Origin of the sequence: Exiguobacterium sp. s95 (assembly GCF_018618655.1) — a bacterium.
Lineage (GTDB): Bacteria > Bacillota > Bacilli > Exiguobacteriales > Exiguobacteriaceae > Exiguobacterium_A > Exiguobacterium_A oxidotolerans.
In genome coordinates this window covers 14,400-29,325 of the sequence record NZ_JACSMM010000008.1, presented here as the reverse complement: position 1 = coordinate 29,325, position 14,926 = coordinate 14,400, and the positions used below count along the sequence as shown (strand labels likewise).

At 34.7% G+C, this 14,926-nt stretch carries 14 protein-coding genes; 1 reads left to right on the top strand and 13 read right to left on the bottom strand.

Going from position 1 to position 14,926, the window contains the following annotated elements; genetic code table 11:
• Positions 1 to 5: 5 nt before the first annotated feature.
• The 13 genes from KNP99_RS15530 to KNP99_RS12080 all read right to left on the bottom strand — a co-directional run bounded on the left by KNP99_RS15530 (position 6) and on the right by KNP99_RS12080 (position 13,552).
• Positions 6 to 1,202 (bottom strand): glycosyltransferase, encoded by a 1,197-nt coding sequence (locus KNP99_RS15530; protein ID WP_215193269.1) that lies wholly within the window; start codon positions 1,200 to 1,202, stop codon positions 6 to 8.
• Positions 1,195 to 2,523 (bottom strand): lipopolysaccharide biosynthesis protein, encoded by a 1,329-nt coding sequence (locus KNP99_RS12135; protein WP_215193268.1) that lies wholly within the window; start codon positions 2,521 to 2,523, stop codon positions 1,195 to 1,197. The genes KNP99_RS15530 and KNP99_RS12135 overlap by 8 nt, the downstream gene beginning before the upstream one ends.
• Positions 2,507 to 3,670 (bottom strand): glycosyltransferase family 4 protein, encoded by a 1,164-nt coding sequence (locus tag KNP99_RS12130; RefSeq protein ID WP_215193267.1) that lies wholly within the window; start codon positions 3,668 to 3,670, stop codon positions 2,507 to 2,509. Before KNP99_RS12130 ends, KNP99_RS12135 begins: the two co-directional genes overlap by 17 nt.
• The gene (locus KNP99_RS12125) at positions 3,667 to 4,794 is read right to left on the bottom strand and encodes a glycosyltransferase family 4 protein (protein ID WP_215193266.1); all 1,128 of its coding nucleotides are present in this window, start codon (positions 4,792 to 4,794) and stop codon (positions 3,667 to 3,669) included. Before KNP99_RS12125 ends, KNP99_RS12130 begins: the two co-directional genes overlap by 4 nt.
• A 4-nt stretch (positions 4,795 to 4,798) precedes the next feature.
• Entirely contained in the window at positions 4,799 to 6,115 is a 1,317-nt protein-coding gene (locus KNP99_RS12120; RefSeq protein ID WP_215193265.1) for a nucleotide sugar dehydrogenase, read from the bottom strand.
• The gene (locus tag KNP99_RS12115; protein ID WP_251133093.1) at positions 6,115 to 6,885 is read right to left on the bottom strand and encodes a glycosyltransferase family 2 protein; all 771 of its coding nucleotides are present in this window, start codon (positions 6,883 to 6,885) and stop codon (positions 6,115 to 6,117) included. Before KNP99_RS12115 ends, KNP99_RS12120 begins: the two co-directional genes overlap by 1 nt.
• Positions 6,866 to 7,729 carry an NAD-dependent epimerase/dehydratase family protein gene (locus KNP99_RS12110; protein WP_215193264.1) on the bottom strand — a complete coding sequence of 288 codons (864 nt, stop codon included), beginning with the start codon at positions 7,727 to 7,729 and terminating at the stop codon, positions 6,866 to 6,868. The genes KNP99_RS12115 and KNP99_RS12110 overlap by 20 nt, the downstream gene beginning before the upstream one ends.
• Positions 7,730 to 7,733: 4 nt before the next feature.
• Positions 7,734 to 8,360 (bottom strand): sugar transferase, encoded by a 627-nt coding sequence (locus KNP99_RS12105; RefSeq protein ID WP_215193263.1) that lies wholly within the window; start codon positions 8,358 to 8,360, stop codon positions 7,734 to 7,736.
• 24 nt (positions 8,361 to 8,384) lie between these two features.
• A complete protein-coding gene (locus KNP99_RS12100; protein WP_215193262.1) occupies positions 8,385 to 10,235 on the bottom strand; it encodes a polysaccharide biosynthesis protein in 1,851 nt (616 codons plus the stop codon).
• Between the two features lie 38 nt (positions 10,236 to 10,273).
• A complete protein-coding gene (gene galU, locus KNP99_RS12095; RefSeq protein WP_215193261.1) occupies positions 10,274 to 11,167 on the bottom strand; it encodes a UTP--glucose-1-phosphate uridylyltransferase GalU in 894 nt (297 codons plus the stop codon).
• 189 nt (positions 11,168 to 11,356) lie between these two features.
• Positions 11,357 to 12,121, bottom strand: a complete 765-nt coding sequence (locus tag KNP99_RS12090; protein WP_215193260.1) for a tyrosine-protein phosphatase — start codon at positions 12,119 to 12,121, stop codon at positions 11,357 to 11,359.
• A gap of 11 nt (positions 12,122 to 12,132) precedes the next feature.
• A complete protein-coding gene (locus KNP99_RS12085; RefSeq protein ID WP_215193259.1) occupies positions 12,133 to 12,828 on the bottom strand; it encodes a CpsD/CapB family tyrosine-protein kinase in 696 nt (231 codons plus the stop codon).
• Positions 12,821 to 13,552, bottom strand: a complete 732-nt coding sequence (locus tag KNP99_RS12080) for a YveK family protein (protein WP_215193258.1) — start codon at positions 13,550 to 13,552, stop codon at positions 12,821 to 12,823. Before KNP99_RS12080 ends, KNP99_RS12085 begins: the two co-directional genes overlap by 8 nt.
• 197 nt (positions 13,553 to 13,749) lie before the next feature.
• Here KNP99_RS12080 and KNP99_RS12075 point away from each other — a divergent pair, with 197 nt between their 5' ends.
• Complete coding sequence (locus tag KNP99_RS12075; protein WP_215193257.1) at positions 13,750 to 14,904, top strand: hypothetical protein; 1,155 nt, start codon at positions 13,750 to 13,752, stop codon at positions 14,902 to 14,904.
• Positions 14,905 to 14,926: the final 22 nt, after the last annotated feature.

Genomic DNA, 14,926 nt, shown 5'->3' with positions numbered 1-14,926 from the left:
CTCATTTAAATTTCTTTGAAAACTTTTTTCCATTGCAAATATATTGCATCATCATTGTAATTTTTAATATATTCAGTTGCATTTTTTTCAATATTAGAAACTAACTCATTATCACTTAAAAGTAATTCAATAGATTTTTGAATATAAAATGCTTCCTCTTGATCTTTTTTAGAGGTTCTTGGAAATAAAACACCTCTATCGGTAAGGATTATGTCATTTATTTCTTTCTCATAATCATCTAATCCAGCTAAAATTTCACGAGGCCCTGATAAACAATCAACAGAAATTACAGCTGTTTTACAAACCATGGATTCAATAATTACATTTGCAAATCCTTCTCTTTCTGAATTCAAAATAAACATCTTTGCCTTAGATATGTATTTAAAAGGGTTATTATCGAAAGGTAGAATCTTTATTACATTATCTAAATCTAAGTCATTAATTTTTTTTTGTAACTCCAAGCGTAAAGGTCCGTCACCTAAGATTAAAAGTTTTGTATTTGGATTATTTAAGTGAACTTGGCTGAATCCTTCGATTATGCTAGCCTGTTTTTTAGCAGTAATTAATCTTCCTACATTAATAATTACATCACTTTTATGGAAGAAACTTTCCATTTCATCATTTAATTTATCTTCTTTTAATTTTTTAATTTGATCGAAGTCATAAAAATTATATATGGTTTGAATTAAATTTCTATTTATATGAAAGTGATTTACCAAATCTGTTTTAACTCCTTCAGAAATAGAAATAATTTTATCGGCATTTTTATAAAGAAATTTGATGAAAGTGTTTTCGATTCTACTAATTATTTTTTCAGTTTGTAAGGATCTAGTACTACGAACTGAAACAATTTTTTTGTCACCGGTCTTAGTAAGTAAATTTATTATATTAGGTGTTTCAAGAAAGCTTATTGTCAAATCAATTTCTAATTCTTTTTTTATTTTCTCTAATTTTTTTATTTTTTTGTATTTTTTCGAAAAAAATAAAAGTTTATTTTTAAAATTACTTTTTTTAAAGTTCTCCTCTGATTCTAAATAAACAATTTCTCCGGAATAATCATAAACAATTTCTTTACTGTCTAATAATATTAAAAATACGTTGAAATCTTTAGTAAGATACTTCGACAATAAACCAGCTGCTCTTTCTGCTCCACCTTTAGCTAAACATGGAATAAGAATTGCTATATTTTTAATATTATCCACTTAATAACACCTCATCGTTTACTATAATTCTTTTTATTACTTTTTTCTTCATATTCACAATAAATATAACTTCCAAAAGATATGCAATAACAATTCCATAAATTCCAATAGTTTGACTTAAAACTAATGTAGCAAGTACATAAAAAATGTTTGCACATAATACAATTTGGAAATTTTTCTTTACTTGACCTATTGATACAAAATAAGGATGTAATGCTGCATATGATAATGAGTATATTCTACTAAATATTAACAGGATCATAACCATAGAATTTTGGAAATATATATTCCCGAAATAAAATTTCAAAATAAACGGCGCTACCAAAGAAAAGATAATCCCGAGAGGGATCATAAAAAGTAAAGTTACTTTTTTTAATTTAAGTACTACTTCATATCCTCTATTGTTTTCTTTTTTAGCTGCTAACATAGAAAATTGCGGCATAATAACCTGAGACAGTGGTGCAGTAAGTTTTCCAAGTATTTCAGCAATTTGCTTATAGAGTTTGTATACCGTTACTAGCTCAATTGAAAATGTTGAAATTATGAAAACATCTAATTGTTTAGCTGGTATATCAACGGTAGAACTTATATTAGTCCACCCCATAAATTTATAATATTCAATACCAGAAGAATTTAATTTTGCGTTTAATAATTGTTTTATATTGACTATCTTTTTCAATTCTTTAAATGCAAATATAATTAAGACAATATTCCCAACAACATTTGCGGATACATAAAATATTGTAAAAGCAGCCAAAGAATTAAAATCAAATAACCAATAAATCACAACTGAGAATAGTCTCAACAAAGATGTTATTATTTTTTGATAAGCTACCATTTCAAATTTATTAGCTAATCTTAATATTCCAATCGGTGTATTAGTAAATCTAAACAATACTTCTAAACAGCTAATGAATATAATGACTTTAATTTCATTCGGCCATTCAGTAAACTTAATAATTATAGAAGTTAATGATACTGCTAATATAAAACCAAAAATAGAACTTAAAAAATCGACTATACTACTTCCCTTGATGTTCGAACAAAATACCTTTAAGTTTTTTTCATATAAAGATTTACTACCAAATTTTATTATTGCTTGCCACGATTGAAAATTAAAAATCGAATCGAAAATCAACATGTACGATTGTGCAAGAATAAAAATCCCATAGTCTTTATTTCCAATTATTTTTATGGATATAAATAAAACTAAAATATTAATTATTGAAGAAATAGAATCTCCAGATAAAGCAACAATCATATTTCTTAATAATTTATCCCAAAAAGGATTTGATCGTACTTTTTTAATTAATATTTTCATTTTCAACAATCCTCGCGATTTTATCACTCCAGTTAAACATTAACTCTTCTTTTCTATTCAATTGCTTTTGAAGCAATAAATAGTAATTTTCTTCTTTAGAAATCGTTTCAATATTGCTAACTAAGTCTTCTACTGATAGTTCAAAAAGTGCTTCTTCATAATTTAAAATTTCCGGTATTCCACCTGCTTTTGAACCGATAACCGCAACATCATTATAAATTGCTTCAAGAATAGTATTTGGACAAGAATCTGCAAACGATGGAACTACTAATAAATCAAAATTAGCAAGATATTCTTTAACATTTTCTACTCTTCCAATAAAAGATACGTTTTGATTTTCATATTTTGTTTTATAAAAATCAAAAGAATCTCCATCACCTATAACAATAGCATTACAATTTAATTCATTTGAATCATCTGAATTTATTCTTTCTATCGCCTTTAAAAACAATTCGTGACCTTTTCTTTGATTTGAAAAATCACCAATAAAACCAATGTTTTCAAAAGAAAATGACTTTTGTTCTATATTTTTGTTATTTTTTTGTTCAATCCAAGTTGGGTTGATATTATTAATTTGTACAAAGCTTTTTTTTGCAATAATTCGTTTTAAGAGCTTATGTCTTTCTAGTAATTTATTTAAGTCATATTCACATTGAACTATAACTTTCTTAGACTGAATTAAACAAATGGCTTCTGCTACTTTTAACATATTTAAATATACTTTTTTTAATAACGTGTTATTTGTTTTTTCTTTCAAAGATATTGATTTATATCCAATCAAGTCTTGCCTTATAAACAAATTTATATCTTTACAGTTCAAAAGCGATAATGATAGTGCAGTAGGTACATCAAAAACTATCAAATCATCATATTTTTTCTTTTTCAAATTATTAATATGCTTAAAATTTTGGAAGAAAATAAGCAACTCATTAGGTACATAAAATTTATTATTTGTTTTCCTTTTTAAAGACGTATAATTAAGAATTTTATTTTTTCTTAAAACTAAATCATCATCGCCAGAATAAAATTCAACATTATAATTCTTTGATTTCTCATAATATTTATATAGTTCTAAAAATCTTTTAAGCCCTCCTGTTTTTCTTACACCAAAAATTTCGCTAGTAGAAAACATAATAATATTTTTCATTTATTAAATTCCTTCTTTATATTTTTCATGAAATCAACCATTAAATTTGAGTTATTTTCCCAGTCGTATTCATCCAAAACACGTTTTCTAGATAATTCCCCCATTTTTCTTCTTTTTTCAGGATTTTCAATTAGATCTATAATTTTATCAGCTAATTCTTTCACATTTTTTCTTTCAAAAACTACACCATACTGACCATTTCCAACTACTTCTTTAAAGCCACCAACGTTTGATACAATGACAGGTACCTCACAAGCCATTGCTTCAACAATTGCAACTCCAAAACTTTCACTTTCTAAAATACTAGACCCTATAAAAATATCAAAATTATTAAGCTCATTTGGTACTTGAGTATTTGGAACTCGTCCTTTTAATTTAATATATTTTTCTAAATTATTTAATTTAATGAACTTTTCAAACTCCTCTTTTTGATTTCCTTCTCCATAAATTCGATATTCAAAGTTTAGTTTTTCCAAATCAATCATTTTGTTATCAATCATATATTTAATTGCTTTAATACTATACTCTAACCCATATTTAGGTGATAGTTTTTTAATACTTCCTATAATAATTTTTTCATTAGAAGTATTTCTATCATTTCTTTTAAATTTATTTGTATCAACACCAAATGGTGTGATTTTTATATCTTTTAGCTCATGTTTAATTCCTAAATCAATAGTTTGATTTGCCATAACATGACTAGTAGAAGCAATCCCATCAGCATAATTTAAATTTTTCTTTATAATATTCATATTTATTTTTGATTTATAAGGAAAATCATATACATCACTTCCATATACAGAAATAATACATGGATGAAAATTAGTAAGACGCGCAAGTGTTCCATAGCCACTTGCATAATGTGCATTTAATATATCTGGATTAATTTTGTTTAATATTTTTTTTAATTCGATCGCATTCAGATAATACCCAATTGTTTTCTTGAAATTTAACTTGTAAATTTTTATTTGATTGGAAACCTGATCTTGCTTTAAATCATGATTTTTTTGAAAAATTAAATGTACCTCATGTCCTAATTCATTTAACTTATTTGCCCACCTAACTGCATGAACATCAGAACCAGCTGCTAATAAAGCAATTCTCATTTTTTTCTCCTTACTCATCTTTTTATAAGCTCCAGTATTTAAAACCAACATCTTTTAAATCTTTTTCATTTACAGTACTTTTTACATCTATAAAAACTTTATCTGTAACATTTCCACATAAATTATTCCACTCTTCAACGTTCATTTCTTTATATTTCTCATGACCAACTGCTAAAACAATACAATCTAAGTTGTTAATTTCATCAATTACAGAGATTTTTTTACCATATTCATTGAAAAAGTCTTTTTCGTTTACGTTATAATCAATAATTTGAGGTTCAATTCCATAACTATTCAATCCCATAACTATATCTAGTACTTTTGAGTTACGAATATCCGGGCAGTCTTCTTTGAATGTCGCACCGAAAATACCGATTTTTGCCTCTTTGACTTTTTTATTTGCTACGACTAATTGTTTAATAATATTTTCTGAAATAAAGTTACCAATACTATCATTTATTTTTCTTCCTGATAAAATAATCTGACTATGATAACCCAATTTTTCAGCTTCATAGATAAAGTAGTAAGGATCAACACCTATACAATGACCTCCAACTAATCCAGGATAAAAACCTAGTGAATTCCATTTAGTGTTCATTGCTTCAATTACTTCATTCGTATTGATATTCATCTTATTAAAAACAATTGCTAATTCGTTCATAAAAGCAATATTGATGTCCCTTTGGCTATTTTCAACAACTTTCGCAGCTTCTGCAACTTTTATTGATGAAGCTTTGTGAACTCCAGCTTTAATTACTATTTCGTAAATGCCACTTATTATTTCTAAGGATTCTTCATCTATTCCCGAAACTATTTTAACAATATTTTCTAAAGTATGCACTTTGTCACCCGGATTAATTCTTTCTGGTGAATATCCAACTTTGAAGTCAATTCCGCATTTAAGACCAGAATTTTTTTCAAGAATAGGGATGCATATATCTTCAGTTACACCTGGATAAACAGTCGATTCGTAAACTACAATTGACCCTTTACTTAGGTTTTTTCCGATAAGTTCGCTTGCACCTATCACTGGATCTAAATTAGGTGTTTTATCTAGATTTATTGGTGTTGGAACCGCAACAATATGAAATTTTGCATTTTTTAAATCTTCAGGATTGCTTGTAAACGCTACCTTTGATTTTTTAATCTCTTCATCTCCAATTTCTTTCGTAGGATCAATCCCTGATTTATAAAGATTTACTTTTTCTTCACTAATATCAAAACCTATAACTTTAACTTTTTTAGCAAATTCTACTGCGATTGGCATTCCTACATATCCAAGACCTACTACTGCTATTTTCTCTTTTTTCAAAAGGATTTCATTTACTAAGTTTTTCATTATCGTTTACCTCTTTTAAGTATAGTTTTTTTTATCCAAAACAAAGTTAAGTACAAAGAATAGAAAATATTTATTTTTTCATATTCGCGATATACTTTCCAATGATATTTAACTAGATCCAGCTTATTACTCGAAATTGATCCTTGCCGTAATCTATGACTAGATAGTACTTCGTCTAGACAATAGAGCTTGCTACTTTTTTTTATTACTTTTAACCACATTAAATAATCATTTCTTTTTTTTATATTCTCTATATAAAATTTACCTAATTTTTTTGCATTGTATATAACTGTTGAATTACCACAATTATTTTTTAATAAATCATTATAATTTGTTTCAAAAGGAAACGTTATTATAGTATCCAAATCATTATCATTTGTGTCTATTTTGTTGTAAAAAGTACAGGTGAACAGATAGTTATTTTCCATCATAAATGCAATTTGCTTTTCAAGCTTATTTTCAAACCAAACATCATCACTATCAATAAAAGCTATGAGCTCTCCTTGTGCAACTTCTACACCTAAATTTCTCGAAACAGCTGCTCCAGAATTTTTATCATTACTTAGATATTTTATTCTTCCATCTTGATTTTTTCTTTTCTCTATATAAGATTTAGTTTCATCTGTTGAACAATCATCGACAACTAATAATTCAAAATTTCTAAAGGTTTGATTTAATACAGAATCGATAGATTTCCCGATAAATTCCATATCATTATATGTAGGCATTATTATTGAAACAAATATTTTATTATTTAAATCCATTCTCATTTTTTATATTCTCGCTCTCTATAATTACGATTGATTTTTCAAAATTAATTGGTGATTCATAAAAATCGTATTTAAAGTCTTCTTGATCATAATATAAATCCCCAAAAATTTTTTCGAAATAACTGTTTTTTTTAATTAAAAATCTTACCAATGGATTAAAAAAACTTAAAAGAATGGTTTTTTTGTTCATTTCTTTCCTTAAATTTAGTACTAATTCAGTAGTACATATGTAATCACTATTTTGAGGATGAAACACTCCTGATTTTTTAGCTTTATATAACTCGTATATGAAATGAGTTAAATTATCTATAAATATCATACTTCTCTTATTTTTTATCGAAGGGAAAACATATAAAATCTTAGAAATTTTAACTAAATTTTTGTAATTTCCCGGAGCTTCAGCTCCGTATACCATTGGTGGTCGTACGATTGCAATTTTAAAGTTGTCATCTTCTAAACTAAGTATTTTCTTCTCAGCATTTAGTTTAGACTCTCCATATAAAGTTATTGGTTTTTCTTCTGTACTACTATTAATCACTCCATTAGTTTGTCCAAATACATTCATAGTACTTATAAAAATGAACAGTTTACAACCTTTGGATTTACAATCTTTCGCTATTTTATATGTTAAATCGCTATTAATTTCTGCAAATTTATTTTTTGAATCATTTTTATGAACGATAGCAGCCGTATGAATAACAGTTGAATATTCCTCAAAATTAATCTCGTTATAATATTGGTTTCGTACTGACTTTGCTTCGCACATAATAAGCTCTTTATTAAATTTTTCTACAATTTTTTTTGAAATATATCCATTTTTACCTGTCACTAATACTTTTTTCATTTTTTTACTCCTTTGTGCTTGCTACTTCTTTATTAGTGATCTTTCCAGTTCCACCTTCGACTACACCATCGCTTTTCAATACACTAAACACAGTAGCAACAAAACATCTAGCATCCATCAAGAGCCCCATACGCCGTACATAGTCTCCATCGAGTTTTGCTTTCACTTCAATTGGTAATTCATCACGACCATTGATTTGGGCCCATCCTGTCAGCCCTGGCAATGTATCATTAGCATTGTATTTGTCTCGCTCATCAATTAAATCGTATTGATTCCAAAGTGCTGGACGTGGTCCTACAAATGCCATTTCTCCTTTTAAGATATTAAACAATTGAGGCAATTCATCCAGGCTTGTTTTCCGTAATATCTTTCCAACCCGCGTAATATAAACGTCCGGATCTGCTAACAAGTGTGTTGGTGTATCATTCGGTGTTTCGATATACATCGTTCTAAATTTTAAAATGTTAAAATGATTTTTATTTAATCCGACTCGTTTTTGTTTAAAAAATACAGGGCCACGAGATTCGAACTTAATTGCAGCCATAATCAATACGAAAATCGGAATAAGTACGATACAGGCCACTAAAGCGATTGAGAAGCCGAGTGGACGTTTAATCGCCAAATAATTCATTGTTGTTCCTCCTTTGTTACTCTTTTAAATAAGATTCTTTTCAAGCGTACTGACATCGTTTGCGATATCGAGTAAAGTATTACGTAATTGTAATGGTGATTCCCTATGCTGATTTACGAGTGCTAAGATATGCTCGAGTGACTCTTTCTGACGTGTTCTGCCAACGAAGATTTTCGGATAAATAGCTTCCGGATCGACTTCACCGTCTTTCAACAGTTCTTCATACATCTTCTCTCCCGGTCGAATCCCTGAGAACACGATTGGCATCTCATCTTCTGTAAATCCACTCAGTTCAATCATATTTTTTGCAAGATCAACAATCTTAACCGGCTCACCCATATCGAGCACGAATACTTCGCCACCATCAGCTAAGATTCCGGCTTGAATGACGAGACGACTCGCTTCCGGAATCGTCATAAAGAAGCGTGTCATTTCTGGGTGTGTGACCGTCACCGGTCCACCTGCTAAAATTTGCGATTTAAAGAGTGGAATGACGGACCCTCGACTTCCCAAGACGTTCCCAAAACGGACGACTGCGAATTTTGTTTGGCTACGACTTCCTAAATCCTGCACGACCATCTCAGCAATTCGTTTCGTTGATCCCATGACGTTCGTTGGATTCACTGCCTTATCTGTTGAAATCATCACAAAACGCTCGACGTTAAATAAATCAGCTATTTCTGCAACATTTTGTGTTCCATATACGTTGTTTTTTACTGATTCATAAGGATTTGCTTCCATCAAAGGTACATGCTTATGCGCAGCCGCATGGAAAACAACTTGCGGTTTATGAGTTTCAAATACTTGTTCAAGTCGCGTACGATCCTGTACGTCAGCAATGATTGGAATTAAGTTAATCGGCAACTGTAAACCGCGTAACTCCCGTTCAATCAAGTAAATACTATTTTCCCCGTGACCAAGTAACAAAATCGTCGTTGGATTGAACTGCACGATTTGCCGGCAAATTTCTGAGCCAATCGATCCGCCTGCTCCTGTCACGAGGACGGTCCGCCCTTCAATCTCTGAGCGAATCCCGGAAATATCGAGTTCAACGGCTTCCCGTCCGAGTAAATCTTCAATTGACACATCACGAATCGCATTGACCGAGACTTTTCCGGTGACAAGTTCCTCGATCATTGGTAAAATCTGAACATTTTTACATAAAGCTTTTGCTTGCGTAATTAGTTCAATCCGGCGTTGTTGCGACAACGATGGAATTGCGAGAACAATTGCTTCGATTCGATGTTTTTCGATTACTGTTTCCAAATCGTAGGTTGTCCCAACGACTTCGATCCCCTGAATCATGAAGTGCATATTCTTTGGATCATCGTCAACAAAGGCAACTGGTTTCAACTCATGGAATGGTGAAGCATATAACTGGCGAACGAGTGAACGTCCGGCGCGTCCGGCGCCGATTACGAGCGTCCGTTTCCGTGACTTGACCATCCGTCGTGGTAACGCATATTTCCGCCAATGTTGTCCGATTCCGAGTAGGCGGAGCGCAATACGAATTGCACCGAGTAACAACAGCGAAATACAAAAACTAAGAATTGTAATTCGCTCTAAAATTTGTCCAAACACAATTACTTGGTAAGCCATCAAACCGACTGAACTTAACGCAAGTGATAATGACAATGTTAATGCTTCTTGAATACTTGCATACTTCCAGTTCACACGGTAAAGCTTCATTAAAAAAGCAACACTGACAAATAATAAGGCGAATAACACTGCGGACTGTAATAAGAGTTGCGTATCAACTAGCGAGAACAGTTCCTTCGGATATAAGAAAAAATAGGTAAAGCTCATCGCAACGATCAGGGCAACTGCATCGATACAGGCTAACGTCAGCGTTCGATAATAATAATAAAATTTCATCTATGAAGTTCCTTTCTCTTCATATTTCAAATGCGGAGTTAGACAAGTGATTGATTAGCTGCCCGTTCTGCAAGTAAGTCTTCCATCATCTTCGCGACATCATCTCCAAGATCGTCACGCTTTAGGGCAAATTCGAGTGTCGTTTGAATGAAACCGAGCTTTTCACCAACGTCATAGCGTTTGCCATCAAATTCGTAAGCAAACACGCGTTGCATTTCGTTGAGGCGCGTAATCGCGTCCGTTAATTGAATTTCCCCACCCGAACCAATTTCTTGTGTTTCAAGGTACTTAAAAATTTCTGGTGTTAATAAGTAACGACCTAGAATAGCCAAATTTGATGGTGCCGTACCAGGGGCCGGTTTTTCGACAAATGATTTTACCTTATGTAGTTGCTCTGAGATGCTAGTGCTTGGATCAACGATGCCATAGCGATGTGTATCTTTATCGGCAACTGGCTGTACGCCGATAATCGAACTGTTCGTGATTTCGTATTGTTCAATCAACTGGCGCGTACATGGAACATCAGCTTGAACGATATCATCCCCGAGCATCACGACAAAAGGCTCATTGCCAATGAAGGCTTTTGCTTGAAGAATAGCGTCACCTAGTCCTTTCGGTTTAGATTGGCGGATGAAATGGATGTTGATATTTGTCGTTGCTTCGACAAGATACAACAACTCTGATTTGTTCTTTGAAATCAAGTTTGCTTCCAGTTCCGGAACTGAATCGAAGTGATCTTCAATCGCCCGTTTTCCTTTACCGGTGATAATTAAAATATCTTCAATCCCTGATTCGATTGCTTCTTCGATAATATATTGAATCGTCGGCTTATCGACGATTGGCAACATTTCTTTCGGCATCGCTTTTGTAGCGGGTAAAAATCGTGTCCCGAGACCTGCTGCTGGAATTACTGCTTTTTTTACTCTTTTCATGAAATTCACTCCTAAGTATAATTTCAGATTCCCATAATATAATCAACTTGGTAGTCTTTATGTAAATTAAGATAACACAGAAAGATACTTTTTTTCCATAAAGATTTCCATTTTTTCATAATGTAAGCGTTAACATAGAAAAAAGAGAGTGCAATTTCACTCTCTTTACTAGCTCTTACAAATATCACCTTAGACCCACTGTCCCTTCCAGTTTTTTTCGACCGGACTTGGTGGATTAATCGTTACAAGTTGATTTAATAAGACGGCTTCATTGTTTTCGTACAATTCGTCATACAACCAGTCTTCCAGTTCTTGTGCCAAATATTTTCGGCACTGCTCCCAATAGAACGGACGTTTCTCGATATGGTGGGCATCTGACGCTACAAGATGGGCCAAGCCGTTTTCAAGTAAGGCAACCGCAAACCGTTGGACGTCTTTTCCGTACTTGCCAATCAAACTGGCACATGTGACTTGACTGATTGCTCCGTTCGAAATCAATTCGAACAGGAGATTCGGATTTTGGATGATCGCTTTATTTTTTTCCGGATGGGCGACGATCGGAATGTAGCCGTCGGAAATCAATTCGGCGAAGACTTGCCGCGCATAAGACGGAATGCCGCTTGACGGAAACTCAATCAGTAAATAACGTGAATCTGCGAGTGGTAACGCTTTTCCATCCTTGATTTCTTCAATCAACTCTCCCGTCAAACGAATCTCGTGTCCCGGATAGACGGTCAATGGAATATCGCGTTGTTTGAGTAAGACGTTTAACTCGGCAACCGTTAGGCGAACATCGACGTCTTCCGTTTCAAACTGCGGGTGATAGAGATGTGGTGTCGCGATGATTTGCGACACCCCTTCCGCAACGGCTTGTTCTGCGAGTTGTAATGTATGTTCGACACTCGCCGGACCATCGTCAACGAGTGGTAAGAGATGACAATGCAAATCAACCATGATTGAACCCCTCACTCATAAGAATAGTAGTATTGGTATGCTGAATCGTCCGTCAGCTCGCGACGGTTTAAGACGACACCAAGAATTTTCGCTTCTGCCAGTTCGAGTTGTTCTTTTGCCTTTAAGACACGTTGGCGATCGGAAGTCGTACAACCGACAACTAACACAACACCATCTGTTAATTTTGATGTAATCCGGCTATCCGCGACTTGAAGTAATGGCGGTGCATCCAGAATGATGACGTCATACGCTTCACGGAGTTGTAAAATCAAGTTTTCCATCGACCGCGATGATAAGAGTTCTGCCGGGTTTGGCGGAATCGGACCTGCTGTCAAAATTGACAAGTTATCGACTTTTGTTGGTAACACAGCTTTTTCAAGTTCCGCTTGGCGTGTCAAGAGACTCGATAAACCGAGACCGTTCGCGACTTTAAACGTATAGTGGACGGTCGGGCGACGCATGTCGGTATCAATGATTAAGACCTTTTTCCCTTGTTGCGCGTAGGCGACTGCGAGGTTTGACGACGTCGTCGATTTCCCTTCACTTTGCGTTGCTGATGTAATCAAAATAACTTTAATTTCTTTATCGACGGCCATGAACTCGATGTTCGTCCGGATTGTTCGGTATTGCTCGGCAATCGGTGACTTCGGTTGTGTGACCGTAATCAAGTTCCGGGCGTCTTTATTCATTTTACTTTTCTTAGCCATATTGTTTTGCCGCCTCTCGTTTTGCTGCCTTTGCTGACGATTTAAAGACCTTACTATCGATATCCGGGATACTCCCTAAGACCGGCAGATCAAGAATTTGTTGAACTTGATCCTCTGTCCGAATACGGCGGTCAAGGACTTCACGTAAGAATGCAAGACCGACTCCGAGTAAGAATCCGACAACAGCTGCAATCGCCGTATTCAAGATAATGTTCGGACTGACCGGTGACGTTGGAATCCCTGAAACCGACAAAACTTTGACGTTATCGACGTTCATCAGTTCAGTGATGTCGTCACTGAAAACGTTCGCGACTGAATTGGCAACGTTTGACGCCAGGGCTGCATCTGTACTTTGGACCGAGACGTTGATGACCTGTGAGTTTTGTTCACTTTCGACGGTGATCATTTCATTTAAAGTCGCAATGCTCGTTGGAGCATTCTCGACTTCTGCTTGAACCTTTTCTAAGATGGCTGGACTCTTAATGATGACACGATATGTATTGACGAGCGTGACGGATGATTGCACTTGTGACGCATCGATGACGTTGTCCTCTTGTTTTTTCGGTGTGACAAGAATTTGTGTCCCTGCCTGATAGGTCGGTTTAATCAAGAAGCTACTGACAGCAAATGCAATGACCGCTGCGACGATTGTCAGGGCAAGAATCTGCCAAAGCGACTTCCGTAAAACTGAAAATAACTCTTGTAAGCTAATCGTTTCATTCATGGGTTAATTATTCTCCTTTATTTGTCTAATGCAGTGACTTTTTTATCAACTAGGAATCAGTATAACAAAAAATTGGGAAATGGTTACTATTATTTTAGGAAATAACATACGTTTATTGAAAAAGTTTGCGTATAATAGAGTATGACATGTTTCTTTTTACATGAATTACTGGCAATCTACATAGGAGGAATTTCTTTATGCACCGCTCTTTGCAAGCACTCCAATACTATACATCGCACTCCGAGGACGACATCATTCGTCTCCATGAACGAATCCGTTCGAGTCTCGCTTCGACCGAGTCATTGACAGACACGATGATTCGTCTGACAGGAGACGCACCACTTATTCCTTTTAAGCAGGACACAGTCACAGTCGACGAATGGCAAAACTTTTTAGCCGGGAAACACCATGAAAGCCTGGCAGATTTTTATGGCATGCTCGTCGCCCGTCCGATTCTTAATGAAGATGGTCCGCTCGAAGATGACGAGCCGGAAGCACCCGCGACGTTATCACGGTCGCAACGTGACGATACACCACGCCGCCAAAAAACGAAGCCGATTGCTCCACCACGTCCAAAACGGAAACTGCCGTGGGGCTGGATTGCTTTATTGATTCTTTGTTTCTTGCTTGGTGCTGCTGGAACGTATATCTACTCGAACTATCTTGCAAGTCCGAAATCGTCTGCACCGGATGCGACCGTCGAACAACCGGTCGCCGTCGAAGAATCAACGACAGACGAAAAAACAGACGACAAGCCGGAAGCTAAACCGGAAGCTAATGTCCTTTATGTCAACACACGTAACAGTAACATCTACCGCGATGAAGCCTTGACGGACGTTTTATACGAAGCTGACTTTGGGGATGGCTACCGGATCCTTGAAGCGTCCGACTCGATTAGTAAAGTTGAACTGACTGACGAATGGACGGGCTACATCAAAAATACCGATACGACGAAAGAGCTGTCAGGTGATGCCATTGCCGACGAAACATTACTGACATGGGTCAACGATAACCTCGATACGAGCTTCGTTACTGAGACGCTCATTGACCTTATCGGCAAATCAAGCGCAGAGTTGAATAGTCTTTACGCAGCGCCTGACCGAACATTCAGTGACGACGTCAACGATTATCTGTTCTATGGAAATCATTTCTTTACGTTACAAGATGATCGTGTCATCGCCATCGACTGGTCTGAAGCCGATGTGACAAATGACAAGTTAGCGACACTCGCTCCACTGCAACTCGAATCGGAGACGACGGGACTCGTCATGAGTAACTCTTACCGCTTGCAACGCTTTGCAAAAGATGGGACCGACTTGAGTCGTGTCCGCCTCGCTGAACAAAACCTTTAAACAAAAAGAGTGAGCCACGTCG